This is a genomic window from Yimella radicis (genome assembly GCF_054778255.1).
Window position 1 is genome coordinate 245,430 of record NZ_BAAGZR010000009.1, and the last position, 26,633, is coordinate 272,062.

The 26,633-nt window shown below is 66.5% G+C and carries 23 protein-coding genes; 11 read left to right on the forward strand and 12 right to left on the reverse strand.

The window, feature by feature from the left end; all coding sequences use genetic code 11:
• Positions 1-60: 60 nt before the first annotated feature.
• Positions 61-1,167 (reverse strand): glycine cleavage system aminomethyltransferase GcvT, encoded by a 1,107-nt coding sequence (gene gcvT / locus ACYU8W_RS08320; RefSeq protein WP_499468193.1) that lies wholly within the window; start codon positions 1,165-1,167, stop codon positions 61-63.
• 103 nt (positions 1,168-1,270) lie between these two features.
• On the opposite strand from gcvT, the gene ACYU8W_RS08325 reads away from it, so the two are divergent.
• Entirely contained in the window at positions 1,271-2,767 is a 1,497-nt protein-coding gene (locus ACYU8W_RS08325) for a leucyl aminopeptidase (RefSeq protein WP_499468195.1), read from the forward strand.
• A gap of 81 nt (positions 2,768-2,848) precedes the next feature.
• On the opposite strand, the gene ACYU8W_RS08330 is transcribed toward ACYU8W_RS08325, so the two are convergent.
• Positions 2,849-3,034 carry a DUF5302 domain-containing protein gene (locus ACYU8W_RS08330; protein ID WP_499468197.1) on the reverse strand — a complete coding sequence of 62 codons (186 nt, stop codon included), beginning with the start codon at positions 3,032-3,034 and terminating at the stop codon, positions 2,849-2,851.
• A 205-nt stretch (positions 3,035-3,239) separates the two neighbouring features.
• Between ACYU8W_RS08330 and lpdA the strand changes: the two genes are divergently transcribed.
• The gene (gene lpdA, locus ACYU8W_RS08335; protein ID WP_499468198.1) at positions 3,240-4,619 is read left to right on the forward strand and encodes a dihydrolipoyl dehydrogenase; all 1,380 of its coding nucleotides are present in this window, start codon (positions 3,240-3,242) and stop codon (positions 4,617-4,619) included.
• 44 nt (positions 4,620-4,663) lie between these two features.
• Positions 4,664-6,601 (forward strand): 2-oxoglutarate dehydrogenase, E2 component, dihydrolipoamide succinyltransferase, encoded by a 1,938-nt coding sequence (gene sucB / locus ACYU8W_RS08340; RefSeq protein WP_499468200.1) that lies wholly within the window; start codon positions 4,664-4,666, stop codon positions 6,599-6,601.
• A 64-nt stretch (positions 6,602-6,665) separates the two neighbouring features.
• Here sucB and ACYU8W_RS08345 read toward each other — a convergent pair whose 3' ends face one another.
• Complete coding sequence (locus ACYU8W_RS08345) at positions 6,666-8,372, reverse strand: serine/threonine protein kinase (protein ID WP_499468202.1); 1,707 nt, start codon at positions 8,370-8,372, stop codon at positions 6,666-6,668.
• A gap of 138 nt (positions 8,373-8,510) precedes the next feature.
• Here ACYU8W_RS08345 and ACYU8W_RS08350 point away from each other — a divergent pair, with 138 nt between their 5' ends.
• Positions 8,511-8,996 (forward strand): mycothiol transferase, encoded by a 486-nt coding sequence (locus ACYU8W_RS08350; RefSeq protein ID WP_499468204.1) that lies wholly within the window; start codon positions 8,511-8,513, stop codon positions 8,994-8,996.
• A 121-nt stretch (positions 8,997-9,117) separates the two neighbouring features.
• Here the strand turns inward: ACYU8W_RS08350 and ACYU8W_RS08355 are convergent, their stop codons facing one another.
• Positions 9,118-10,140, reverse strand: coding sequence for a Gfo/Idh/MocA family protein (locus tag ACYU8W_RS08355; RefSeq protein WP_499468206.1), 1,023 nt, complete (start codon positions 10,138-10,140; stop codon positions 9,118-9,120).
• Between ACYU8W_RS08355 and lipB the strand changes: the two genes are divergently transcribed.
• The 3 genes from lipB to ACYU8W_RS08370 all read left to right on the forward strand — a co-directional run bounded on the left by lipB (position 10,093) and on the right by ACYU8W_RS08370 (position 13,017).
• Complete coding sequence (gene lipB, locus ACYU8W_RS08360; RefSeq protein WP_499468208.1) at positions 10,093-11,073, forward strand: lipoyl(octanoyl) transferase LipB; 981 nt, start codon at positions 10,093-10,095, stop codon at positions 11,071-11,073. The two genes, ACYU8W_RS08355 and lipB, sit on opposite strands and share 48 nt — an antisense overlap.
• A gap of 145 nt (positions 11,074-11,218) precedes the next feature.
• A complete protein-coding gene (gene lipA, locus ACYU8W_RS08365; protein WP_499468210.1) occupies positions 11,219-12,244 on the forward strand; it encodes a lipoyl synthase in 1,026 nt (341 codons plus the stop codon).
• Between the two features lie 5 nt (positions 12,245-12,249).
• Complete coding sequence (locus ACYU8W_RS08370; RefSeq protein WP_499468212.1) at positions 12,250-13,017, forward strand: DUF4191 domain-containing protein; 768 nt, start codon at positions 12,250-12,252, stop codon at positions 13,015-13,017.
• 102 nt (positions 13,018-13,119) lie between these two features.
• On the opposite strand, the gene ACYU8W_RS08375 is transcribed toward ACYU8W_RS08370, so the two are convergent.
• Positions 13,120-13,590 (reverse strand): RDD family protein, encoded by a 471-nt coding sequence (locus ACYU8W_RS08375; RefSeq protein ID WP_129624053.1) that lies wholly within the window; start codon positions 13,588-13,590, stop codon positions 13,120-13,122.
• A gap of 171 nt (positions 13,591-13,761) precedes the next feature.
• Here ACYU8W_RS08375 and glnA point away from each other — a divergent pair, with 171 nt between their 5' ends.
• Positions 13,762-15,186, forward strand: coding sequence for a type I glutamate--ammonia ligase (gene glnA, locus ACYU8W_RS08380; protein WP_129624054.1), 1,425 nt, complete (start codon positions 13,762-13,764; stop codon positions 15,184-15,186).
• A 334-nt stretch (positions 15,187-15,520) separates the two neighbouring features.
• On the opposite strand, the gene ACYU8W_RS08385 is transcribed toward glnA, so the two are convergent.
• Complete coding sequence (locus ACYU8W_RS08385) at positions 15,521-16,324, reverse strand: DUF1206 domain-containing protein (protein ID WP_499468215.1); 804 nt, start codon at positions 16,322-16,324, stop codon at positions 15,521-15,523.
• A gap of 70 nt (positions 16,325-16,394) precedes the next feature.
• Here ACYU8W_RS08385 and ACYU8W_RS08390 point away from each other — a divergent pair, with 70 nt between their 5' ends.
• The 3 genes from ACYU8W_RS08390 (at position 16,395) to ACYU8W_RS08400 (ending at position 17,825) form a co-directional block, all read left to right on the forward strand.
• The gene (locus ACYU8W_RS08390; protein ID WP_499468217.1) at positions 16,395-16,811 is read left to right on the forward strand and encodes an HIT family protein; all 417 of its coding nucleotides are present in this window, start codon (positions 16,395-16,397) and stop codon (positions 16,809-16,811) included.
• A gap of 64 nt (positions 16,812-16,875) precedes the next feature.
• Entirely contained in the window at positions 16,876-17,139 is a 264-nt protein-coding gene (locus tag ACYU8W_RS08395) for a DUF4031 domain-containing protein (RefSeq protein ID WP_129624057.1), read from the forward strand.
• 227 nt (positions 17,140-17,366) lie between these two features.
• The gene (locus tag ACYU8W_RS08400; protein WP_499468219.1) at positions 17,367-17,825 is read left to right on the forward strand and encodes an SRPBCC family protein; all 459 of its coding nucleotides are present in this window, start codon (positions 17,367-17,369) and stop codon (positions 17,823-17,825) included.
• Positions 17,826-17,918: 93 nt separating this feature from the next.
• Here the strand turns inward: ACYU8W_RS08400 and ACYU8W_RS08405 are convergent, their stop codons facing one another.
• From ACYU8W_RS08405 to ACYU8W_RS08430, 6 genes are all read right to left on the reverse strand, one after another.
• Positions 17,919-20,030, reverse strand: a complete 2,112-nt coding sequence (locus ACYU8W_RS08405) for a S9 family peptidase (protein ID WP_499468221.1) — start codon at positions 20,028-20,030, stop codon at positions 17,919-17,921.
• Positions 20,031-20,109: 79 nt separating this feature from the next.
• On the reverse strand, positions 20,110-23,682 hold the full coding sequence (gene dnaE / locus ACYU8W_RS08410) for a DNA polymerase III subunit alpha (protein WP_499468223.1): 3,573 nt from the start codon (positions 23,680-23,682) through the stop codon (positions 20,110-20,112).
• Between the two features lie 84 nt (positions 23,683-23,766).
• On the reverse strand, positions 23,767-24,030 hold the full coding sequence (locus tag ACYU8W_RS08415) for a hypothetical protein (protein WP_499468224.1): 264 nt from the start codon (positions 24,028-24,030) through the stop codon (positions 23,767-23,769).
• Positions 24,023-24,949, reverse strand: coding sequence for an RluA family pseudouridine synthase (locus tag ACYU8W_RS08420; RefSeq protein WP_205744622.1), 927 nt, complete (start codon positions 24,947-24,949; stop codon positions 24,023-24,025). Before ACYU8W_RS08420 ends, ACYU8W_RS08415 begins: the two co-directional genes overlap by 8 nt.
• Complete coding sequence (lspA, locus tag ACYU8W_RS08425; protein ID WP_499468226.1) at positions 24,942-25,523, reverse strand: signal peptidase II; 582 nt, start codon at positions 25,521-25,523, stop codon at positions 24,942-24,944. The genes ACYU8W_RS08420 and lspA overlap by 8 nt, the downstream gene beginning before the upstream one ends.
• Positions 25,496-26,617 (reverse strand): TraR/DksA family transcriptional regulator, encoded by a 1,122-nt coding sequence (locus tag ACYU8W_RS08430; protein WP_499468228.1) that lies wholly within the window; start codon positions 26,615-26,617, stop codon positions 25,496-25,498. The genes lspA and ACYU8W_RS08430 overlap by 28 nt, the downstream gene beginning before the upstream one ends.
• Between the last annotated feature and the right edge of the window lie 16 nt (positions 26,618-26,633).

A 26,633-nucleotide genomic window follows, 5' to 3' on the forward strand; every position in this document is an offset into this window, starting at 1 on the left:
CCTCCCGAAGAAAATCCGCGCACCCGGTTGCGGGTGCGCGGATTTCTCGTACTGACGTACTCAGTCGGTCTCGACCTGGACGAACGGCGGCTTGACCACTTTCGCCTCGACGCCGCGGCCGCGGACGTCGATGGTGACCTGGGTGCCCTCGGTGATGTCGCGGTCGAGCAACGCGAGCGCGATGCCTTGCTTCAGCGTCGGTGACATCGTGCCGGAGGTGACCTCACCGGTGACCTTCCCGTCGGAGTCCTTCACCTCGCAGTGCGCACGCGGGATGCCGCGGCCGGTGACCAGCAGGCCCCAGGTGAGGCGGTAGTCCTCCGCGGCCTTCTGCGTCTCGAGCACGTCCTTGCCCCAGAACGCGTCCTTCTTCCACCCGACGGCCCAGCCGGAGCGCGCCATGTTGGGGGTGATGTCCATCGACAGGTCGTTGCCGTGCAGCGGGTACCCCATCTCGGTGCGCAGCGTGTCGCGGGCGCCGAGCCCGCACGGCAGACCACCGAACGGCTCCATCGCCTCGACGAGGGCGTCCCAGACGGCGGGAGTGTCCTGCCAGCGCGGGACGAGTTCGAAGCCCTTCTCCCCGGTGTATCCGGAACGCAGCACGATGACGGGCTTGCCGTTCCAGTCGGCCTCGGTGAACGACATGTACTCCAGATCGGTCGGCAGGCCGAGCGCCTCGACGACCTCGAACGACTTGGGGCCCTGGACGGCGATGACGCCGTACTCGGTGTGCTGGTCGGTGACCGTGATGCCTTCGGGCAGCTTCTCGTTCAAGCGGCGCACGACCTCGGCGGTGTTGGCCGCGTTCGGGACCAGAAAAACCTCGTCGTCGCTGCGCAGGTACTGGATGAGGTCGTCAACCACGCCGCCGGTCTCCTCGTCGCAGCACATCGTGTACTGGGCCTTAGGCGGGGAGATCTTGCGCAGATCGTTGGTGAAGCAACGGTTGACGAAGTCGGCCGCGCCGGGACCCTTCACCAGCGCCTTGCCGAGGTGGCTGACGTCGAAGATGCCGACGGCCTCACGGACCGCGGTGTGCTCGCGCAGCACTCCGCCGCCGGGATACTCGATCGGCATCTGCCAGCCACCGAAGTCGGCCATCTTCGCGCCGAGCGCCTGGTGGCGGTCGTGCAACGGGGAAGCTTTCAAGGATGCGTCACTCATGGGGCGAACCTACCGGTGGTTCGCCCGCGTATTGTCGCGGGTGGGCAACCGAGCATTACGCCGACAACACCACCGTAGAAGTACTCCGAGAGGACACTCACCCGTGACCACAGTGACCCTGACCGACCGTCCCGCCGACAAGGTCTCGGCGCCCGTCCTGGTCGTGATGACCCTCGCCGTCGACGGCAAGGCGAGCGTTTCCGGCGCGAACCTCGACCCGGCGGTGGCCGAGTCCGTGAACGAGGCGCTCTCCGTCCTCGGCGCCTGCGGTGCGGCCGACGAGATCGTGAAGCTGACCGGCATCGCCGGCACGAGCGGGTACGTCGTCGCAGCCGGGTCCGGTCTCGACCACGAGCCGGTCGACGCCGACGTCGAGGCGGTCCGTCGCGCCGCCGGTTCGGCCGCTCGCGCCCTGCCGGACGTGGCCCACGCGTCCTTCGGTTTCCCCAGTGACACCGCGGCGCTGACGGTCGCGGCCGTCGAGGGTCTGCGCTTCGGCGCCTACGAGTACACCTCCTACCGCGCCACCGGCGCCAAGCCCAAGCCGCTGGCGAAGGCGTCCGTGTCCTCGTCGGTCGCGAAGGCGTCCACCACCAAGACCGGGGTGAAGCGCGCACAGATCCTCGCCGACGAGCAGGCCTGGGCCCGCGACCTGGTCAACATGCCCCCGCTCGACCTCTACCCGGCCTCCTTCGCGGCCGAGGCCAAGCGGCACTTCGCCGGCACAGAGGTCAAGGTGCAGGTGCTGGACGAGAAGGCGCTCGCCCGTCAGAACTGCGGCGGCCTGGTCGGTGTCGGACGCGGTTCGTCGCGTCCGCCGCGCCTGGTCACCCTCACCTACAAGCCGGCCAAGGCCAAGGCGCACATCGCGCTCGTCGGGAAGGGCATCACCTTCGACAGCGGTGGCCTGTGCATCAAGCCGGCGACCGGCATGGTGACGATGAAGTGCGACATGGCGGGAGCCGCATCGGTGGCTGCGGCGACCGCTGCGATCGCGGCGCTCGGTCTGCCGATCGCGGTCACCACCTACCTGTGCCTCGCCGAGAACCTCACCGGCTCGGACGCCCAGCGCCCTGGTGACGTCGTGACCATGCCGAACGGCAAGACCGTCGAGATCATCAACACCGACGCCGAAGGCCGCCTGGTCATGGCCGACGGTCTGTGCTTCGCCTCGAAGGCCGACCCCGACCTGGTCATCGATGTCGCGACCCTCACCGGCGCCGCCGTCCTGTCGCTCGGTCCGCGCACCACGGCCGTCCTGTCCAACGTCGACGGCGTGCGGGACGAGGTGTTGAACGCTGCCGCCACCGCCGGTGAGGCGATGTGGCCGATCCCGCTGCTGGACGAACTGCGTCCGCCGATGAAGTCCAACGTCGCCGACATGAAGCACACCGGCGAGCGCATGGGCGGGATGATCACCGCCGCGTTGTTCCTGCGCGAGTTCGTCGGTGACGACACGTCCGGCGCGCAGTTGCCGTGGGCACACCTCGACATCGCCGGTCCGGCCTACAACGAGGCGGGCGCCTACGGCTACACCCCCGTCGGAGCCACCGGACACAGCGTCCGCACGCTGGTGGCGCTGGCCGAGGGACGCGCCTGATCGCTGTTTCCGAACGACGAAGGACGCGCCACGGACATCCGTGGCGCGTCCTTCGTCGTTTCGGCCTGATTGCCCGGTCTGTCAGCCGCCGGACTTGCGGCGGAACATCTGCTGCGTCCCCGAAGTCTCGGCGTCGTGCGTGCCGGCAACCTTGGACTGCGCCGAGTGATCGGACACGTCCCGTCCGCCGTGCGCCTTCTTCTTGTCGAGGGCCTCGCGGAACTTCGCCTTCATCTCATCGCTGGGTGACGGCTTGTCGCCTGACATGTCCACTCCTTCTGCTCGGCTGGAAGACCATCGCGCAAGGTCTCCCGTGTCGGAACACTCTCGCACGGACGTGGCACCCGTTCCAGTGATTACTCTCCAGTTGACAACCACCTGTTCGGCGAATTCGGCGGCAGTGCCAAGATTGTCGGCGTCGACGATCTCGACGCGGTCCCCTGTGCGCAACCCCGTGAGGAGCTACGAGCCAATGGCGCGATCCACCGACCAGACCTACGACATCGTGATCCTGGGCGGAGGCAGCGGCGGTTACGCATGCGCGCTGCGGGCCGCCGAACTGGGTCTGAGTGTCGCGCTGGTCGAGAAGGACAAGCTCGGCGGCACCTGCCTGCACCGCGGCTGCATCCCGACCAAGGCGCTGCTGCATGCCGCCGAGGTCGCCGACTCCGCACGCGAAGGCGCGAAGTTCGGGGTCAATACCGCCCTCGAATCGATCGACATGGCGGGCGTGCACAAGTACAAGGACGGCGTCATCTCCCGTCTGCACAAGGGCCTGCAGGGCCTGGTGAAGTCGGCCGCCATCGACTACGTCGAGGGTGAGGGACGCCTGTCATCCCCCACCACGGTCACCGTCGGCGACCGCACACTGACCGGCAAGCACGTCGTCCTCGCCACCGGTTCGTACGCCAAGAGCCTGCCCGGTCTCGAGCTCGGGCCGCGCATCATGACCAGCGACCAGGCCCTGACGCTCGACTTCGTCCCGGAGAAGGTCGTCGTGCTCGGTGGAGGCGTGATCGGCGTCGAGTTCGCTTCGGTGTTCAACTCCTTCGGTGCTCAGGTCACCATCGTCGAGGCGTTGCCCCGCCTGGTCGCGGCCGAGGACGAAGCGATCTCCAAGCAACTCGAACGCTCCTTCAAGAAGCGCAAGATCACCTCGAAGACCGGCGTGAAGTTCGCCGCTGCCACGGCGAGCGACGACGGCGTGAGCGTGCAGTTGGAGTCCGGTGAAACGATCGATGCCGACCTGTTGCTGGTGGCCGTCGGCCGCGGCCCGGTCACCGACAGGCTCGGCTACGAGGAGGCCGGCGTGAAGGTCGACCGCGGATTCGTCCTGGCCGACGAGCGCTGCCGCACCACTGTGGAGTCCGTGCGCGCGGTGGGCGACATCGTCCCCGGTCTGCAGTTGGCGCACCGCGGGTTCGCCCAGGGGATCTTCGTGGCCGAGGACATCGCCGGTCTCGAGCCTGCCCCGCTCGTGGAGAGCACCATCCCGCGCGTCATCTACTGCGACCCCGAGATCGCCTCGGTCGGCCTGACCGAGGAGCAGGCGAAGGCCGAGCACGGCGAGATCAGCACCTACGAGTACAACCTCGGCGGCAACGGCAAGAGCCAGATCCTGCAGACGCAGGGTTTCGTGAAGCTCGTCCGCGCCAAGGAGGGCGCCGTGGTCGGCGTCCACATGATCGGCGCCCGTATGGGCGAACAGGTCGGCGAGGCGCAGCTGATCGTCGGGTGGGAGGCACTGCCCGACGACGTCGCGTCGATGATCCACGCCCACCCCACCCAGAACGAGGCTCTCGGCGAAGCGCATCTCGCACTGGCCGGAAAGCCCCTGCATGCGCATGCATGAGACGAAGATGGACTTGAGCCACCCAACACAAGGAGACTGCACACATGTCTGAACGCGTGACGATGCCCGCACTCGGCGAATCCGTGACGGAAGGCACCGTCACCCGATGGCTGAAGAGTGTCGGCGACGAGGTGGCCGTCGATGAACCGTTGCTCGAGGTCTCGACCGACAAGGTCGACACCGAAATCCCTTCGCCGGTTGCCGGCACCCTGCAGGAGATCCTGGTCGAGGAGGACGAGACCGTTCCGGTCGGCGCCGACCTCGCAGTGATCGGTGACGGTGAGGCATCCGGCTCGTCCGACTCCTCCGACTCCGGCGAGGAGAAGGAAGAGCCGAAGGCGCAGGAGAAGACCGAGGAGAAGTCGGACGACTCGTCCGCCGGCTCCGAGGAAGCCGCGGCTGCCGAGGGCAAGGAAGAGGCCTCCGAGGAGACGGCCAAGGAAGAGGGCGCCGACCAGGCCGAGTCCGACTCCTCGTCGGAGTCGTCCGGCGGCTCTGGTGATGGCGACGTCGAGGGCGGCGAGACCATCAAGATGCCGGCTCTGGGCGAGTCGGTCACCGAAGGCACCATCACCCGCTGGCTGAAGGCCGAGGGCGATGACGTCGCTGTCGACGAGCCGCTGCTCGAGGTCTCGACCGACAAGGTCGACACCGAGGTGCCCTCCCCCGTTGCGGGCAAGCTGACCAAGATCCTGGTGCAGGAGGACGAGACCGTTCCGGTCGGCGCCGACCTCGCCGTCGTCGGCGGAGAAGCCGGCGGATCCCAGCCCAAGAAGGACGAGACGCCGGCGAAGTCCGAGGAGAAGTCCGAGGAGCCGAAGCAGGACGCCCAGGAAGAGCCGAAGGCACAGGAGGAGTCCGGCGACACGCAGGACAAGGCCGCCGCTGCGGCCGAGAACAAGGAAGAGACTCCCGAGCCCGAGGCCGCCCCCGGCAAGGAGGACGAGGCCAAGCAGCAGAAGCAGCAAGCCGCACAGCAGCAGGAGCAGGCTCCCAAGCAGGACAAGAAGCCGGACAGCACCGACGCGAAGCCCGCTTCGACCGCCGGTGACGCCGGGTACGTCACCCCGTTGGTGCGCAAGCTTGCCGAGGAGGCCGGAGTCGACCTGTCGTCGATCAAGGGGTCCGGTGTCGGTGGACGCATCCGCAAGCAGGATGTCCAGGCTGCCGCGGAGGCCGCGAAGGCGCCCGAGCAGGAAGAGGCTCCGGCCGCTTCGCAGGACGCACCGGCACCCGCCGCGTCCGGTGGCCAGTCGACTCCGGCTGCGGTCTCGCCGAAGCGCGGCACGACCGAGAAAATGACCCGTATGCGCAAGCTGATCGCGACGCGCATGGTGGAGTCGCTGCAGGTTTCGGCCCAGCTGACCACGGTCGTCGAGGTCGACGTGACCAAGATCGCGCGTCTGCGTGACAAGGCGAAGGCCGGTTTCCAGCAGCGTGAAGGCGTCAAGCTCAGCTTCATGCCGTTCTTCGCGCTGGCCGCGGTGGAGGCACTCAAGGCGTACCCGCAGCTCAACGCGAGCGTGCAGGACGACTCGATCGTGTACCACCCCGCGGAGAACCTCGGCATCGCGGTCGACACCGAGAAGGGTCTGTTCGTCCCGGTCATCCAGAACGCCGGCGACCTGAACATCGCCGGTCTGTCGCGCAAGATCGCCGACCTCGCCGACCGCACCCGCGGCAACAAGATCACGCCGGACGAACTGGGCGGTGGCACGTTCACCCTCACCAACACCGGCAGCCGTGGTGCGCTGTTCGACACCCCGATCATCAACCAGCCCCAGGTCGGCATCCTGGGCACCGGCTCGGTGGTCAAGCGTGCGGTCGTGGTGCCGGACGGTGACGGTGGCGAGACGATCGCGATCCGCTCGATGGTCTACCTGGCCCTGTCGTACGACCACCGCATCGTCGACGGCGCCGATGCTGCGCGGTTCCTGACGCACATGAAGGAGCGCTTGGAAGAGGGCGCCTTCGAGGTCTGAGCAGCACCCGCTTGAGGCCGGTCCCGGCGACGGGGCCGGCCTTCGCGTTTGCCGGACGGGTTGTTCATCGCCACGAGTGGATCAACCACGACTGACCCGACCGCACCAGTTCGAGAGTCACGCGCTGGGAGTTGGCCGGTCGGTCATGTGTGACGGAGGCTGTGGTGACCACGTAGTCGGGTCGTTGCACCGTGGTGATCACCGTCATCCGGCTGGCCGACCTCTTGGTGACCGAGACCTGTCCCACGTCGAACCTCACCTGCCCGTAATCGGCACCCTGCCGCTGCGCCGTCGCGAGTGCGGTCCGATCTGCTTTGTCCGCGGGTGAATTCGGGGCGAGGGCATGGACCAGAAGTTGGGGGTCCTCCTGGTTCCATGCCCTCGCTCGAGCCGCCACCAGGTCGCTGACGATCTGGGACGGGGTCTTGAGCGCCACAGCCGGCTCCGGGACCGGCTTCGGGACAAGCTTCGCGGCGGGTGGAGCGGCAGCCGACGGCTGCTGGACCGCCGGCCGCGCAGAAGTCGGCGTGGACGGATCGACGTGGCCGGTGGCGTACGTCGGTTCGTCGGGCACGAGCGCCCAGACTCCCGCCGCGACGACCGAGGTAACCAGTGCCGCACCCGCTCCGGTTACCAGCGCGTGTCGAGCGGGACGCTTCGAGGCGAGCCGTGACCGCAGAGACGGTTCAGGGTCGGTCTCGGCATCCTCCACGGCCTTGGCCGCACGGATCATCCGACGCGTGAGCAGCACCGGTCCTTGGGCGTCTGCTGCTCGGCGCGATCCTCGACTGCCGGCCACCGGCGCCGGTCGCGCTTCGGCGCATCGCCACAGGCGCAGCGCGAACTCGCCTGCGCTGGGACGTTCTTCCGGATCGAACGACATCGCCTCGTCGATCAACTCGATGACCGACCCATCCAGGTGCGATGCCACACCCTGAAGCTCGGGGCGCTGGAGCAACGGCGGTGGCGGAGTGCCGGTCACGCAGGCCCAAGCCACTGCGCCGAGTGCGTAGACGTCGGACGCCGGTCCCGCGGGCTGTCCCGCGAGTACCTCGGGCGCGGCCCACGCATCCGTGGCCCAGGTGGTGTCGTCATAGCTGCCGGCCAGCCTGGCAACGCCGAGGTCTGCCAGCAGCGGTTTGCCGGCGTCGGTGAACAGGATGTTGCCGGTCGAGATGTCGGCATGGACGAGTCCGGAGCCGTGGAGGTCGTGCAGGGTTCGCGCGATCGGGGTCAGCACGGTCACCAGTTCACCTGGGGTGAGGGTGCGCCGGGCTTCGATCGCATCTGCCAACGATCCACCTTCGGCCAGATCGAGGATGAGCACGGTGCGTTCGTCCCCGCCTTCCTCCCGCACGGTGTCGCGCAACCGGACCACATGATCATGATCCAGTCTGCGCAGGAAGTCCTCCTCCCCGACGGTACGCTCGTGAGACGAGTGAATCAGTTTGGCTGCCAGACGAATTCCGTCCGGACGTCGCACTACCCAGACCTCACCCGATCCCCCGGCGCCCAGTCGGTCGATCACCTCGTAACCGGGAATCACCGGCTTCCCGCTGCCGTCCATGAGCTCGTCCATGCCGACACCGTCCCACCGATCGACAACGCCGTCGGAAGTTATCCACACCACCCGGGCCCGAGCAGTGATGATGTGACGGTGAGTGCGTTCCTCGGCGTCGGCCCCGCCGACGCCGACGCCGACCGCATGCTCGAAGAAGCCGTTAAAGGCTCCGCACCAGTTGGCGTCCACCTCACAAGCGGTCCAAGCCATGGCCATGGCGCGGTACGCCGCGATAGACGAGGAGTTGGTCGATTCCGACACCGGAGTCACCGCGAAGGTCGAGCACGCCCTCGGGCACCAATCGTCGCGCCGGTGACAGTCATTCCGACCCCCGATAAGTTGGGCGGCATGATCGATGAACGCACGCTGCTGTTCGCTCACCTGAATGCCCAGCGAGCACACGTGCTGGCGACGACGGACGACCTCGGCGATGACCAGTTGCTCCAGCCGGTGGCACCGTCCGGATGGTCGATCGCCCGAATGATCAACCACCTCACCTACGACGACGAGATCTTCTGGGGTGCAGCGGTTCTCGGCGGCGACGAGGAAGCGATCGGGCTCGTCCAGGACGGGTGGCAGGTGCCGGTGACGCGCGGCGCTGATGCGATCGACACCTACCGACGCTGGACCATGCACGTCGACGATCTCCTCGCAGACCTCGATGTCGACTGTGCCCCGAAGTGGTGGCCCGGCCCGGATATCTTCCCCTTCCCTGCGTTCGAGACGTCGCGAGAAGTCGTCCTGAGATTGCTCACCGAAACGGCTACGCACGCCGGCCGCCTCGACCTCGCACGCGAGCACATCGACGGTCACCAGCACCTCGTCGTGGAGTGACGACAGGGGCGAGGACCGACCGGGTCGAGGTTCGCCCGGGTCGAGGTTCGCCCGGGTCGAGGTTCGCCCGGCGAACCAGGTCAGCTGTGCCGAACTCGACCAGGTCTTCGGCACGAAGGGATCAGCGGCCGAATGTCGTTGCCAGGACCGCTTGCCAATTCTCGGCCGAGCGCCGGGCCGCATCGATCACCCGCGCCGTGTGGACCGCGTCCCACGGGTCCACCGGCATCGCCGCCTGGACGTCGCCGCTGCGCAGCGCGGCCGCGACCTGCTGGTAGAAGGTCGTGGAGGCCTGCACTTCGCGGACCGGTTCCCTGGTCTCGCCACGAGCGATCCAACCGATGTGGCCCTCGGAGTTCTCGAACCCGAGAAAGGCGTTGGGTTCGGTCTCGAACTCGGTGACGACGTACGCCGCCTTCGTCCCGCTCATCCGCAACCGTGGTCCGGGAGCGCCCGCGAGCGAGGTGGTCGACAGCTCGGACACGACACCCGAGGCGTGTCGACACAGGAGCACCGCAGCATCCTCGGCGACGGTCGTGTGAGCCGAGACCGTCGCGAAGACCGACTCCACCGGTCCGAAGAGATCGACCGCTGAGTCGACCAGGTGCGTCCCGAGATCGAGCAGCAGCCCCCCTCCGTCGGCGGCCGACGCCTGCTCGCGCCAACGATCCTTGGGTTCGGGACGCCAACGCTCCCAACGGAATTCGTAGCGAATGACGTCGCCGATGGTGCCGTCCGAGATCAGCTTCTTCGCGGTCAGGTGCGGCGGGTCCCAGCGACGATTGTGGAAAACCGTCAACGGGCAACCGGCATCCACAGCAGCCTCGACCACCTCTCGGGCAGCCGAGGAGTCGACCGCGATCGGCTTGTCGACGACAGTCGGGAAGCCGGCCGCGATGCAGGCCATCAGGTGTTCGAAGTGCTTCCCGCTCGGTGTCGCGAGCACGACGAGGTCCAAGCCCGACACCTCGAGAAGGGCGTCCAGATCCGGCACGACAACGGCGTCCGGCTCGTCGGCACGCACCGCATCCGAACGCTCCGCCGAAGACGTTGCCGCAGCCGCGATCTCGAACCCGGCGGCTCGCAGCTGCGCTCGATGGATTCCACGTCCCGCCATGCCGTACCCGGCGATTCCAACGCGCATGCGAACACGGTAGTGCTGCCCTACGGTCGAACCGTGAGCGGCGAGTTGATCACGACAGCGCAGGCAGCCGAAATACTCGGGGTGCAGCCCGCGACGATCTACTCCTACGTCGCCCGCGGCGTACTGACCCGAGCCACCGCCACCAGCCGGCACGAGGGTTCGCTCTTTCGTCGCAGCGATGAAGGTGTTCATTGTCTGCAGCGTGAGCCTCTCGGTCCGCGCCTTCTGTATGGACGCCGTCCACCTACCCGCGCGTACCGAACCGCGCACGTCGAGGGTCCAGCTCGGTTCTACCCTGAGTCAATGCGCATCGAACACGTCGGTTTCGACCCCGATCTCGTCGACTACCAGCACGCCTGGGACCTGCAGAAGCAGGTGCATGCGCAGGTCGTCGACGGCACCCGCGAGGACACCGTCCTGCTGCTCGAGCACGCTCGGGTCTACACCGCGGGAAAGCGCACCGAACCACACGAGCGTCCGTTCGACGGCACCCCGGTGATCGACGTGGACCGTGGGGGCAAGATCACCTGGCACGGCCCGGGCCAGTTGGTCGGTTACCCGATCGTCCGACTCGACGACCCGATCGACGTGGTCGCGTACGTGCGACGGCTCGAGCAGATGATGATCGATGTCTGCGGCGATCTCGGGCTGGATGCCGGACGTGTCGAGGGACGCAGCGGCGTGTGGTTCCCGGCGTCCGACGGCAGGCCGGAGCGCAAGGTCGGAGCAATAGGCATCCGGGTCAGCCGGGACGTGACCATGCACGGTTTCGCACTCAACTGCGACTGCGATCTCTCGTGGTCGACCACCATCGTCCCGTGCGGGATTCCGGACGCGGGTGTCACGAACCTCACCCGGGAACTCGGTCGCGACGTCACGGTCGCCGAGGTGCTGCCCTACGTCGAGAAGCGGCTGGACTCGATCCTGGGCTAAACGCTCAGTGCTTTGACCCGAGCCCCCTACGCGGCAGTAAGCCCATTCCGGGCGAGACGACTGAACCCGGCCGCGTACGCTGGTACGAACCGTGTCACCGCCGCCACGCGCGTGACTGTCTGTTGATCGAGGGAGCCGTTCGAGGATGACCATCGCACCGGAGGGACGCCGCCTGCTGCGCGTCGAGGCCCGCAACGCCGAGACGCCGATCGAGCGCAAGCCCGAATGGATCCGCACCACCGCGAAGATGGGTCCGGCCTACACCAAGCTGCACACGATGGTGAAGAGCGAAGGGCTGCACACCGTCTGCCAGGAAGCCGGTTGCCCCAACATCTTCGAGTGCTGGGAGGACCGCGAGGCCACCTTCCTCATCGGTGGTGACGTCTGCACCCGTCGCTGCGACTTCTGTGATATCGCGACCGGTCGCCCGACCGAACTCGACATGGACGAGCCGCGCCGCGTAGCGGAATCCATCCAGCAGATGAACCTGCGGTACGCCACAGTCACCGGCGTCGCCCGCGACGACCAGCCGGACGGCGCCGCACGCCTGTATGCGGAGACCATCCGCAAGATCCACGAACTCAATCCGAACACCGGCGTCGAGATCCTCCCGCCCGACTTCGGCGCCAAGCCGGACCTGGTCGGTCAGGTCTTCGACGCACGTCCGGAGGTGTTCGCGCACAACTTGGAGACGGTGCCGCGCATCTTCAAGCGGATCCGTCCGGCGTTCACCTACGACAAGTCGCTCAAGGTGCTCACCATGGCCAAGGAGCAGGAGCTGGTCACCAAGTCCAACCTCATCCTCGGCATGGGCGAGGAGGAGCACGAGATCGAGCAGGCGCTCACCGACCTGCATCAGGCCGGCTGCGACATCATCACGATCACCCAGTACCTGCGTCCCTCTCCCCTGCATCACCCGATCGACCGATGGGTGAAGCCGCAGGAGTTCGTGCACTGGAGCGACGTGGCCCGTGACCTCGGCTTCGTCGGGGTGATGGCCGGACCCCTGGTCCGCTCGTCCTACCGCGCCGGACGCCTGTACTCCACAGCCATGGCCGCACTCGGACGCGAGGTGCCGGAACACCTCAGCCACCTGGCGCAGGCAGCATCCGAGCCCGCCCGTCAGGAAGCGGCGTCGCTCATGGCCAAGCTCGCCCCGCAAGTATCCTGAACCGCATGTCCACCTCCTCCACCGCGAAGGCGCCGAAGAAGTCGCGCCGCGAACGCAGGCCCAAGGACCCCAACAAGCCGGGTCGGTTCAGCCAGATCTCCACCCTCTACAAGGGCGCCGTCAAGCAGAACCCGCGGATCCCGTTGTGGATGGCCCTCGCGTTCCTCGCCGGCTTCCTTCCCCTGCTGCTGATCGGCCTGGCGTGGGGACACCCGTTCTATCTGGGCTTCATCGGCCTGATGGTCGGACTGCTGCTGATGATGATCGTGTTCGGCCGGTTGGCCGAGCGGGCCGCGTACAGCCAGCTCGACGGCCAGCCGGGGGCGTCCGGTGCTGCGTTGGGTGCGCTGCGTCGAGGGTGGTTCGTGGAGCAGGAGCCGGTCGCGGCCGACGCGGGCCGTGCCCGCAACCCTCGCGACATGGGTTCTGCCGCAATGGTTTTTCGCGCAGTCGGACGCCCCGGCGTCGTGCTCATCGGTGAAGGTCCGAAGGCCAATGCGAGCAAGCTGCTCAACTCGGAGAAGAAGCGGGTCGAACGGGTCGTCGGTCCCGAGGTTCCGATCACGATCTACCGCGTGGGCCAGGGCGAGGACACCGTCGCGGTCAGCGAGATCACCAAGCGCATGGGCAAGCTGGAGAAGAAGCTCACCACCGCCGAGGTAACTGCCGTCAACAAGCGCCTGCGCGCGCTCGGCACGAAGCGTCCGCCGATCCCCCCGGGCATGGACCCGCGCAACGCGCGTCCGGACCGCCGCGGGATGCGCGGCCGCTGACGTACACACCCGCTGCAGTTCGTCACCCCACGACCTCGATGGTCGTGGGGTTACGACGTTTCTGACCGGATGCTCCGGTGAACTGCAGCGCGGGTGAGCGCCTCAGCGGGTGCGGACGATCATCGTGCGAGCGATCCGGTCATGGAAGCCGCGCTCGTCCTTGTCCCAGATCACTGCCGGCAGAACCAGGGCCAGCAGCAGGGTCCGGATCGTCGCAGGCACCAGGCCGGCACGTTCGCCGTCCACCCGCAGCACCATCAACCCCATGATCCGGTGGCCGACCGTCATGCCGAGCGTGCCGACGAGCAGGATGTTCTCGATCACGAAGACCAGCAACGGCTTGAAGCTGCCAGCTCCCGGTTCACCCCAGCTGAATCCGAGGAGACCGGCAGCGATCAGCGAACACAGCGCCCAGTCGATGACCAGTGCGATCGCGCGGGGGCCGGTGCGGGCGATCGAACCCGGTCCCGACTCCGGCAAGCCCAGGTCGCGTCCCGGATAGTCACCCTCGGCCCGCTCGCGGACCGCTCCGGGACCCTCCAGCCAGCTGCCTACATCACGACGATCAACCACGTCCCGAGCCTAAGCCAGCCGTGATGCCGCGAAATGTTCGGGCTCATCGGGGCCCAAGACGTAACACGGGCGAAACAATCGGGTCACTGCCGGGAAACCGCGCCCCGATAAGGTCGACTCAGTCGAACGGCCGAGGAATACCCCGGCTGTGACATTCCAGATGGAGGTTCCATGTTCAACAACGCCGACGAGGTCCTGAAGTACATCAAGGACGAAGGCGTCGAGTTCGTCGATGTTCGTTTCTGTGACCTGCCGGGCGTGATGCAGCACTTCAACGTGCCTGCCAAGACGTTCGACCACGACGCGTTCGAGACCGGCCAGATGTTCGACGGCTCGTCGATCCGAGGTTTCCAGGCCATCCACGAGTCCGACATGAAGCTGATCCCGGACCCGAAGTCGGCCTACCTCGACCCGTTCCGTGAGCGCAAGACGCTCATCATGAACTTCTCCATCGTCGACCCGTTCACCGGTGAGGCCTACAGCCGCGACCCGCGCAACATCGCCGCGAAGGCGGAGGCCTACCTGAAGTCGACCGGCATTGCCGACACCGCGTTCTTCGGTGCCGAGGCCGAGTTCTACATCTTCGACGACGTACGCTTCGAGACGAACTCGCACTCGGGTTACTACTACGTCGACTCCGTCGAGGGTGCCTGGAACACCGGCCGCGTCGAAGAGGGCGGCAACCTGGGCTACAAGCCGCGCGTCAAGGGTGGCTACTTCCCCGTCCCGCCGGTCGACCACATGGCCGACCTGCGCGACCAGATGTGCGTCAACATGGACAAGGTCGGCCTGAACGTCGAGCGCGCGCACCACGAGGTGGGCACCGCCGGTCAGCAGGAGATCAACTACACCTTCTCGACGCTGCTCGGCTCCGGCGACGACGTCATGAAGTTCAAGTACATCATCAAGAACACCGCCTTCCAGGCCGGCAAGACCGCCACCTTCATGCCGAAGCCGCTGTTCGGCGACAACGGTTCGGGCATGCACACCCACCAGTCGCTCTGGAAGGACGGCGAGCCCCTCTTCTACGACGAGAAGGGTTACGGCGGCCTGTCCGACATCGCCCGCTGGTACGTCGGTGGCCTGCTCAAGCACGCTCCGTCGCTGCTGGCCTTCACCAACCCGACGGTGAACTCCTACCACCGTCTGGTGCCGGGCTACGAGGCTCCGGTCAACCTGGTGTACTCGGCGCGCAACCGTTCGGCCTGCGTCCGCATCCCGATCGCCGGCACCTCGCCGAAGGCCAAGCGCATCGAGTTCCGAATCCCCGACCCGTCGGCGAACCCTTACCTGTCGTTCGCGGCTCAGCTGATGGCCGGTCTGGACGGAATCAAGAACCGCATCGAGCCGCCGGAGCCGGTCGACAAGGACCTCTACGAGCTGCCGCCGGAGGAGCACGCGAACATCGAGCAGGTGCCCGGTTCGCTGCCCGAGGTGCTGGACGCACTCGCGGCCGACCACGACTACCTCACCGAGGGCGACGTGTTCACCGAGGACCTCATCGAGACCTGGATCGACTACAAGCGCCTCAACGAGGTCGACCCGATCCGTTTCCGTCCGCACCCGCACGAATTCGAGATGTACTACGACCTGTGATTCGTCAGGTCACTTGCACATCGAGCGAGCGCCGTCCCCGTCATCGGGGGCGGCGCTCGCTTTGAGCTCTCAGTGACGCGGACCTTGCGTACAGATGCCCGCGGCACATCCGGGTGCGCACGCCATGACCTGCGCGTCCGGACGCAGCGTGGGCGTGGGTACGTTCACTGCGCAAACTCTCGGGTCGCCCCCAGTCAGGTCGGTGAGGTGGCAATCCCCAGGGCGCAGCACGTCCTCCCATGCCTTGCCGGAAACCACGCCCAACGAGAGTCAACCGCCGCAGGGCGATACATAGCCGCCTGTGCCGATGACTGCCCGAATTGCTCGGACCTCGTCAGACCTTCGCGAATTTCGCGCACGCGAAGGAGTAGATGCCGTAACAGGCGATGCCGAGAGCGACGGCGGTGAGCAGGATCTTGCCGAACGGCTGCTCGAGCAAGGTGCGCAGCGCACCGTCGAGGCCCGTCGTCTCCTTCGTGGAGCCCTTCGCTCCCCCGACGACGAACAACCCTCCGACGATGGCCAGTGCAATTCCCTTGGCGACGTAGCCGATTCGACCGGCATGGATCACCGCAGCACCGGGGTTGCCCTGCAGGTCCTCCCGGAACTTCTCGGTCCAGCCCTTGTAGAAGTGGTACGCACCGACACCCAGGATCACCAAACCGATGATGGCCACGAGAACGCGTCCGAAGGGCTGATGCATCAGCTTCGCGGTGAAGTCGCGGGTGTTGCCACTGCTGGAGGACGAACCGCCCGAGGCGAACTTGTAGGTGGTCCAGGCAAGACCCATGAACAACACCGTTTTCGCGACGTCCTGGACGGCGTCCTTCGCCCGGTCCTTGGCCTCCGTCCCGGGCGAGCCGGTGGCCGCCTCGGTCAGATGCCACAGCGCGAGCAAGGCGAATCCGACCACCAGGACCCACAGGATCACTTTCCCGCCGGGCTGACCGGACAGGTTGCCGAGGGCGCCGGTCTGGTCGGCACTGCCACCGCCCTTCGACCACGCGATACGGACCGCGATCCACGCCATCAGCAGATGCAACAGACCGCTCGCGGCGAACCCGACCCGTGCGCCGTACTCGACGACTTCGGAGTCACCGACCTGACGTGCGGCACCTTCGACATCGCGTTGGTTCATTCCACAGATCCTGCCCTGTCGCAGCACCGGAACGGGTGGACCGGCCCATCCGATGCGGGATACTCGCCCGATGAGCGACTGCGTGTTCTGCCAGATCATCTCGGGCGAGACTGCGGCCTTCTTCGTGCACGAGTCCCCCGGCACCATCGCCTTCCTCGACACCCGCCCGGTCTTCAAGGGACATGTGCTCGTTGTGCCTCGCGAGCACCACGAGACACTCGCCGACCTGCCGTCCGGCCAGGTGCCGCCGTTCTTCGACGTCGTGCAGCACATCGCCGCACGGATGCCGCAGGCCCTGGACTCACAGGGCACGTTCGTCGCGATGAACAATGCTGTGTCGCAATCAGTTCCACACCTGCACTGCCACGTCGTCCCGAGGACCAAGGGCGACGGGTTACGCGGATTCTTCTGGCCACGAACGAAGTACACCGACGGGGAGGCCGCCGAATACGCGCAGCAGTTGGGCGCCGCACTCCAGGAGAGATGAGTCAGGACGCCGCACATGGCCCGGTAGTTGCGCCGCGGCGTCCGACGTGGTGAAGTCACTGCCCATGACCGTCCTGATCGACCCGCCGTTCTGGCCTGCGTACGACCGCCTGTGGTCGCATCTGGTCAGTGACGAGTCGTACGCGGAGTTGCACAGCTTCGCGCGGTCCGTCGGTCTTCCGGATCACCTGTTCGACGGTGACCACTATGACATTCCGCAGGACCGTTACGCGCAGGTCGTCGCCGCCGGCGCGGTCGAGGTGAGCGGCGGTCAGCTGATCCGCCGGCTGATCGCCAGCGGACTTCGGATCCCGGCCAAGAAGCGCTGACGGGGAGCGAGAGTCCAGGCGGCGGGCACCGTCGCCGGCGCTCGCAGCGAACGCCGTCGGGGTCGTACCAGAAGATCTGTCGTCCGTCGGCGAGGCGCCCGGCAACGCGTCCGATCGACCTACTTCAAGCGACGCCACTCGTCCGGGACGGCGGCGTTCGACCCTGCGAGCGGGTCGGTCCGCATAACATCGCGAGCAGATCACCCGAAGACGTCCAGGAGTTGTTCATGCCCGCGAACCTGACCACCTCGATCGACATCGACGCACCGCCGGCGAGGGTCTGGGAGATCGTCTCCGACCTCAAGCGGATGGCCGAATGGAGCCCGAGCACGGCGAAGGTCATCGTGCGCGGTGGCGAGATCAAGCAAGGCGCCACGATGGTGAACATCAACCGGATGGGTCTGAAGGTCTGGCCCACCCAGAGCAAGGTCACCGCTTACGAGCCCGAGCGCAGGATCGCGTTCAAGATCCGTGAGAACCACAGCACCTGGATCTACGAACTCGAACCCACCGCGGACGGCGGCACCCGCCTTACCGAGACCCGTGACGTCTCGAACGACACCACGAAACTGTCGAAGGTGCTGATCGACAAGGTGCTCGGCGGCGAGCCGACCTTCGAGGCCCACCTGATGACCGGCATGAAGCAGACCCTGGCGAAGATCAAGTCCGAGGCGGAGACGGCCTGATCCGAACGCACCGAGTGGCCGGGCTGTGAACCGGTGGCCGGGATATAACCCGGACGCTGGTTCATAGCCCGGCCACTCGGCGTCAGGAAAGTGTCAGAGGGCCTTGATCTGGTCGAGCATGAACGCGATCTCGAACGCGTCCTGCTTCCAGGCGTCGTAGCGTCCGCTGCTGCCGGCGTGCCCGGCGACGATCTCGGTCTTCAGCACGATCGGGTGGTCGGCCCCGTTGGTGGTGATCTCGCGCAGCTGCTGCACCCACTTGACCGGTTCCACGAACGAGACGCGGGTGTCGTTGATGCTCGTGGTCGCGAGGATCGCCGGGTACTGCACGGGACGGATGTTCTCGTACGGGCTGTAACCCTTCATGTACGCGTACACGCGGGGATCCTCGATCGGGTTGCCCCATTCCTCCCATTCCCCGACCGTGAGCGGCAGGGTCGGGTCGAGGATCGTGGTGAGGGCGTCGACGAACGGCACCGCGGCGTGCACCACACGGAAGACCTCCGGCGCCCGGTTGACGACAGCACCGATGAGCAGTCCTCCGGCCGAACCTCCTTCTGCCGCAAGCCGATCCGGTGCAACCCACTGCTGATCGATCAACCAGCGCGAGCAGTCGACGAAGTCGTCGAAAGTGTTGTTCTTGGCGAGCATCTTGCCGTCGTCGTACCAGGCTCGGCCCATCTCACCGCCGCCACGCGGGTGCGCCAAGGCGTACACGACCCCTCGGTCGAGCATCGACAGTCGCAGCGCGGAGAACGCCGGATCGATGCTCACCTCGTAGGACCCATAGCCGTAGATGAATCCGGGGTTGGTGCCATCGGCGCGGACGTCGGCCCGGCGGGCGATGTCGACCGGCACCTGGACGCCGTCCCGCGCGGTGACCCAGACCCGCTCCTCCACGTACTTCTCCGGGTCGAACCCGCGCACGTCCTGCACCTTCAGCACGGAGCTCGCTCCGTCGGAATCGACGTCCACGACCGTGCGTGGCGTGAGAAGCGACGTGGCGACGAGTTGCACCGTCGTCTGGTCATAGCTCGGATTCGAACCGGGGCCGATGCGGGGAATACCGTTCACGTCGATCGGACGCGGGTCGCCGTACGGATCCTCACCCGCGATCGCCTTCGACAGCAGGTCGGCGGTCGGCAGACCGCCGCGGCGCAGGAACATCGTCACGAAGCCCTCGAATGCCAGCGCCCCGAGCACCCGCTCCCCCGCAGCCGGGTCGTACACCGGCTTCCAGTTCGCTCGGCCCGGAGCGTCCAGCGGTGCCCAGGCGAGCGCGAAGTCGGCATGAGTTCCATTGTGCGTCACGATGATTCGGTCGCCGTCAACCTCGACCGAGTAGTCGAGTCCGTGTTTGCGGGGTTCGACGAGCAGCGGTTCGGAGAGCGGGTCACGCAGGTCGAGCAGTCGGACCTCGCTGGTCAGCTGCGACCCGGACTGGATGACCAGCCACTTGTCGTCGCGTGAGGATTCGATGCCGAGAGCGAACATCTCGTCCGCCTCCTCCAGCACCAGCACGTCGGACTCGGTGTTCGAGCCGAGTTCGTGGCGCCAAACCTGGTGAGCACGCCAAGCGTCGTCGCGGCGGACGTAGAACAGGTGCGTGCCGTCGTAGGACCACGCCAGATCGTGACTTGCCTGCTTCACCGTGTGGTCGAGCACCTGTCCGGACGCGATCTCGCGAACGTCGAGGTCATAGAGCTCGCCGCCGGTGCGGTCGACCAGCATCGCCATCCGTTCCCCGGTGCGGTCGATCTCCAGTGCGGCCAGTTCGAAGAACTCCTCGCCCTCGGTTTCGGCGTTGCCGTCGACCAGCACCTGCTCCCCCGCCAGCGGCGTCCCGGGGACGGGTGTGGGTCGATCGGCGTGTACGGATCGTGGTGTGCGGCAATGAATCTCGTACTGCTGCCCCTCGACCGTGCGCGCGTAGTACCACCAGTCACCGAGCAGAACCGGCACCGAAATGTCGTCCTGGACGATCCTGGACTTCATCTCGGCGAAGATGGCCTCCGTGCCCACAGCGAGGTGACCGGTGACCGCCTCGGTGTACGCGTTCTCCGCCTTGACGTGCGGGAGCAGGCGCGGGTCGTCGTGGTCACGCATCCAGGCGAAGTCGTCGACGAACACGTCGCCGTGGAAGACGCGCTCACTCGGGATGCGTTCGGCCAGTGGCGGTTGCAGAGGGGTCCCAGAATCGGTCACCGGGACACGCTAACCCGCAGCGAAAGTCCGCAGAACTCGCGGGTCGCCTCGCGGGTTCTGCGGACTTTCGGTTGCTGTCTCAGGCTGTCAGGCAGGTCGGGCCTAGCAGCGCCTTCAGATCGCCGAAGAGTGCGGGCGACGCCGCGACCTTCAGCTTCTCGTCGAGTTTCACCGTGACCTGACGTCCGGGCTGGACGAGGCGGATATGGACCTCGGTGCCGCCCGGGTGTTCGGCCAGCACGCCCTTGAGCTTCAGCGCCAGACCGTTGTTGGCCCGGGCGAGCGGCATGGTCAGCACGATGGGCCCGCGCAGGTCGCCCTTGAGTTCGGGGATGGTCATCTCCTGGGCGTTGAGACTGATCGAGTCGTCGCGCGACATCACCTGCGCCCGGATCACACACACGGTGTCGGTGTTGAGCATGGTCGAGACCGTCATGTACGTCTTGGCGAAGAACAACACCTCGACCGAACCCTCGAGGTCCTCGACCTCGGCGATGGCCCACAACTCACCCTTCTTGTTGCGCTTCAGGGTGAGGCTGGTGACGAGTCCGGCGATCGTCACCTGGGAACGATCCTTGGGCGGGTCTTCGCCGAGCAGCCGCGAGATCGGGGTGTCGGCGTGCTGGGCGAGCACGTGTTCGATTCCGAAGAGCGGGTGGTCGGACACGTAGAGGCCGAGCATGTCGCGCTCGAACGCCAGCAGTGTCTGCTTGTCCCACTCGATGTCGGGGATCGGCGGCAGCGCCGCGAAGGTGACCGCGTCGTCGTCCCCGAAGCCGCCGAACAGGCTGTCCTGGCCGTGGGCCTCGTTGCGCTTCTCCTCCACCAGCGAGTCGACATACGTCTCGTGCACGTGCACCAGACCTTGGCGCTTGTGCTGCAGGTCGTCGAAAGCCCCTGCCTTGATGAGGGATTCGATGGTGCGTTTGTTGCACACCACCGCCGGCACCTTGCGCAGGAAGTCCTCGAAGGAGGTGAAGCGTCCCTTCTCCTGCCGCGCCTGCACGATGCCGTCGACGACGTTGCCGCCGACATTGCGTACAGCGGCCAGACCGAAACGGATGTCCTCGCCGACAGCGGTGAAGTCGTCGATCGACTCGTTGACAGCGGGCGGCAACACCTTGATGCCGAGCTTGCGCGTGTCGGCGAGGTAGATCGCCATCTTGTCCTTGGAATCCTCGACGGACGTCAGCAGCGCCGCGGCGTACTCGGCAGGGTAGTTCGCCTTCAGGTAGGCGGTCCAGCAGGACACGAGTGCGTACCCGGCGGCGTGCGACTTGTTGAAGGCGTAGCCCGCGAACGGGAGCATGACGTCCCACAACGCCTGGGTGGCTTCCTTGGAGTAGCCGTTGGCGGTCATTCCGGCGGAGAAGTTGTCCCACTCCTTCGCCAGCACCTCGGGCTTCTTCTTACCCATGGCACGACGCAACAGGTCTGCACCACCGAGGGAGTACCCGGCCAGCTCCCGGGCGATCGCCATGATCTGCTCCTGGTAGATGAGCAGGTGGTAGGTCTCACCCAGGATCGGGTCGAGCGCGTCCTTCAGCTCGGGGTGGATCGCGGCGATCGGCTTGCGACCGTTCTTGCGGTCGGCATAATCGGTGTGCGCGTTCGCTGCCATCGGTCCCGGCCGGTACAGCGCGAGCACAGCGGTGATGTCCTCGAACCCGGTCGGCGCCATCTGACGCAGCAGCGTCCGCATCCCGCCGCCGTCGAGCTGGAACACACCGAGCGTGTCACCACGACCGAGCAGCTCGTAGGTCTTCGGGTCGTCCAGCGGGATCGTCTCGGTGGTGATCTGCTCGCCACGGTTGGCCTCGATGTTCTTCAGCGCCTGGTCGATGATGCCGAGGTTGCGCAGACCCAGGAAGTCCATCTTGACCAGGCCCATGTCCTCGCACTGAGGGTAGGAGAACCCGGTGATGATCGTGCCGTCCTTGTCGCGGCGATGCATCGGGATCAGGTCGAGCAACGGCTCGGACGACAGGATGACGGCGGCCGCGTGCACACCGGTGCCACGGATCTTGCCCTCGAGACCGCGCGCTGTCTCGAAGATCTTCTTCACCTCCGGCTGCGCCTCGATCATCGACCGGAAGTCGACGCCCTCGTTGTAGCGCGGGTGGTCCTTGTCGTAGGTCGAGGCCAGCGGAACGCCCTTGCCCTGGACGTCGGGCGGCATCGCCTTGGAGATCTGGTCGCCGAGGCTGAACGGAAAACCGAGGATGCGGTTCGCGTCCTTGATGGCGGCCTTGGCCTTGATGGTGGAGAAGGTGTTGACCTGTGCGGTGTAGGCGGCGCCGTACTTCTCGGTGACGTAGCGCACCATCTTGTCGCGCTGGCGGTCGTCGAAGTCGAGGTCGACGTCGGGTGGGCTGATGCGCTCGGGATTGAGGAATCGCTCGAACAGCAGGCCGTGTTCGAGCGGGTCGAGCTCGATGATGCGGGTCAGGTAGGCGACCAGCGAACCGGCGGCCGAACCACGACCCGGGCCGAGCGGGATGCCGTTGTCCCGTGCGTACTTGCAGATGTCGGCGACGACGAGGAAGTAGGAGCTGAAGCCCATCGGCTCGATGACCGACATCTCGGTCTCGATGCGCTCCCAGACGCCGTCGGGCACCTGGTCGCCGTACCGCTCGGTGACGCCGATCTTGATCTGTTCGCGCAGGTACTGCGACTGGGTCTGCTCGGCGGGGACGTCGGGGAACTGCGGCATCCGGTCGATGTGCTTGAAGACGTCTTCGTAGCTCTCGATCTGTTCGGCGATGCGCAACGTGTTGTCGCACGCCTGCGGCAGCTCCCGGAACAGTTCACGCATCTCGTCGGCCGACTTGATGTAGTAACCCGACCCGTTGAACTTGAACCGGCTGGGGTCATCCTTGTTGCGGCCGACGCCGACACACAGCAGGTCGTCGTGGCTGTCGGCCTGGTCTTCGGTGACGTAGTGGGAGTCGTTGGTGGCCAGCAGCGGCAGGTCGAGACGCTTGGCGACCCGCAACAGGTTCTCGCGGACCTGGCGCTCGATGTCGACGCCGTGGTCCATCAGCTCGAGGTAGAAGTTCTCCTTGCCGAAGATGTCCTGCAGTTCGGCCGCCGCCGCACAGGCCTCCTCGAACTGCCCCAAGCGAAGCCGGGTCTGAACCGCGCCGGAGGGGCAGCCGGTGGTGGCGATGATGCCCTCGGAGCGCGCCGCCATGATCTCGTTGTCCATGCGCGGCTTGCCGTAGAAACCCTCGAAGCTGGCCAGCGAGCTCAGCGCGAACAGGTTGCGCAGACCCGTCGCGTTCTTGGCCCACATCGTCATGTGCAGGTAACGACCGCCACCGGAGATGTCCTTGCCACCCTCGCCGTCGACGTTGTTGTCGCGCTGACCGCTGGTGGCCCAGAACTCCTGCTTGCGATTGCGCCGGTCGGACGGCGCGACATACGCCTCGATGCCGATGATCGGCTTCACGTCGGGGAAATCCTTGGCCGCGCCCTGGAAGTCGTAGGCGCCGAACATGTTGCCGTGATCGCTCATGGCGACGGCCGGCATGCCAAGGCGATCGACCTCCGCCAGCAGCGGTTTCACCTGCGCAGCACCGTCGAGCATCGAGTACTCGGTGTGCACGTGGAGGTGGACGAAATCGCTGCGGGTGTGGCTCTGGCTGGACATCGCGACGAGTCTAAGTCCGACCTGCGACAGCCGCCTCCTCAGCGCGCACGGTGGGACGAATGAGGCCTGTGTTATGTCCCCCGGTCAGGAGCGGTCCTCTTCGATGTGCTCAGCAATGGCGCGGTGAACGACGGCGACGAATGACAGGAACAAGCACCCGACCAGTAGCAGGCCGGCGAGGGTCAGCAGGTCCGAAGCCGGTTGCCCGAGGGCGAACTGCATGACCCCGAAGCCACCGACGAGGACGGCAGAGATGAGTGCCACGACGCAGAGCAGTCGTGAAATCTTGTACGACAGGCGTTCGTTGGATGCGGTCGCACGTGACGCTCGGCGTCCGAGGTCAGCCACGAGCGACCTCGAGCGCGTGCTGCAGGTCCGCAGGGTACGGACTTTCGAAAGTCACCCACTCCCCTGAACCGGGGTGCTCGAAGCCGAGCTTCACCGCGTGCAACCACTGGCGGTCGAGGCCGAGCTTCTTGGCCACGGTGGGGTCGGACCCGTAGAGCGGATCGCCGACGCAGGGGTGGTGCAGCGCGGAGAAGTGCACCCGGATCTGATGGGTGCGGCCGGTCTCCAAGTGGATCTCGAGCAGCGACATCGATCTGAAGGCCTCGAGCAGTTCATAGTGGGTCACGCTCTCGCGACCCGACTGCATCACCGCGAACTTGTAGTCGTGATTGGGGTGGCGACCGATCGGAGCCTCGATCGTGCCGACGACAGGGTCCGGAAGTCCTTGCACGAGAGCGTGATACGTCTTGTCGACGGTCCGGTCACGGAACGCCTGCTTGAGCACCGTGTAGGCCCGCTCCGACTTGGCGACGACCATCAGACCGGACGTGCCGACGTCGAGGCGCTGGACGATGCCCTGCCGCTCCGGAGCACCCGAGGTGGAGATGCGGTAACCGGCCCCGGCCAGTCCGCTCACGACGTCCGGACCGTCCCAACCGACACTCGGGTGTGCGGCGACACCCGCCGGCTTGTCGACGACGACGATTTCGCTGTCGTCGTGGATGATGCGCAGGTTGTCGATCTTCTGGGGCTTGACCTGCGGGGTGCGGTCGACCTGCGCGGGGATGTCGACTTCGAGCCACTGACCGGCACTCACACGGTCGGACTTGGCGACCGGACGATGGTCGAGGGTCACCGCACCTGAGGTGACCAGTTCGACCGCACGGGTCCGGGAAAGACCGAGCATCCGAGCCATTGCGGCGTCGACGCGTTCGCCTTCGAGACCTTCGGGAATCGACAGCGCTTTGAGTTCACTCATCGTCGGACACCTGCCTGCTGTGGGCCGGCGCATCCTCGGTCACTTTGGTGCCGTCGAGACCGATGCCGCGGATCGACAGCAACGCGATCAGACAGGCGGCGGTGACGACGCAGATGTCGGCGACATTGAAGATCGGCCAGTTCGGCAGTTCGAGGAAGTCGACGACATGCCCTTTGCCGAAGCCGGGCTCACGGAAGAAACGGTCGGTCAGGTTGCCCAGCGCTCCGCCGATCAGCAGACCCAGACCGAGCGCCCAGACCCGACTGCGCAGCTTGCGTGCCGAGTAGATGGTGAACGCGATGACGACGCACGCGATGATCGTCAACACCCAGGTCGCGTTCGTGCCGATGGAGAACGCCGCGCCCGGGTTGAACGTCAGCCGCAGCTGCAGCAGCGTCCCGATCAACTCTCGTGGCTGCCCGGGTTCGAGGGCCGCCAGGGCCCACTCCTTGGTGCCCTGGTCGAGGGCGAACCCGGTCGCAGCGACCACTGCGAGCAGGCCGACGGACCCTCGACGGGTCGCGCGGGATCTACGGACGGATGGACTCAGCGGCGTTCCTGCTTCTGTTTGCATTGCAGGCACAGTGTCGCACGCGGGAAGGCCTGCAGCCGAAGCTTGCCGATGGGCTTGCCGCAGCTTTCGCACTGACCGTAGGTGCCGTCATCGGTGCGGGCCAGCGCGCGCGCCGCCTGCTCCATCGACGCACGGTTGGTCTGGGCGAGCGAGTACTCGTACTCCCGCTCGAGGGCTTTGCTGCCGACGTCGGCCTGGTCGTCACCCGCCCCGACGTTGCCGTCGTCGAGGAGACCGGCGATGTCGGCTTCGATCGACTTCAGCTCGTGCTCGAAGTGGTTGATCTCGTCGGTGAGTTCCTTACGCACGTCGGCGATCTCGTCTGCGGTCCACGGCGATTCGTCCTCGCGGACGACGAGATCGGCAGCCGCCTTCGCGGAGCTCTTCTTCGCCGTGGGCACCGGCACCGGCGCGGCCTGTGCCTCGATGGCGGTCTTGACCGGAGCCTTGGACGCGGCCTTCTTCGTCGGCGCGCTCTTGGCCGCGGTGGCCTTCGTCGGCGCGGTCTTCTCGGTGGTCGCGGACTTCGCCGTCGCCTTCTTGGCGGGCGCCGTCTTGGCAGCTGTCTCGGTGGTTGCCGCCGTCGTGGACGACGCCTTGTGTGCTGCCGTCTTCGCCGGGGCGCTCTTCGTCGCCTTCTTGGCCGCGCTCGCCGAGGTCGTCGCGGGTGCCTTCTTGGCGGTGGTCTTCTTGGCGGTGGTCGTCTTCGCAGCGGTCTTCTTGGCGGTGCTCTTCGCAGCTGCTTTCGCCGGTGCAGCCTTGGTCGTGCTCTTCGCAGCCGACGCGGCGGACCCGGCCGCCGTCGTCTTCTTCGCGGTGGTCTGTGCCGTGGTCGCCTTCTTGGCAGGAGCCGAATTCTTGGCAGCAGCCTTTGCCGGAGCCGTCTTCGCGGCTGACTTCTTGGCAGTGGTCTTCTTCGCCGCGGGGACAGCCTTCTTGGTCGGTGCTTCCTCGGTGCCGTTCGAGGCCGCACGACCGCGACCGACCCCCGCCGCGCGCCCGACGACTCCGCCCGCACTGCGAAGGAGCGACCCGACGCGGGAACCCTGCTGCTTGTCTGACGCCGCCATGCCGGCCTTTCGTGAGTGGGTCACCCACCGGCGACCGAGA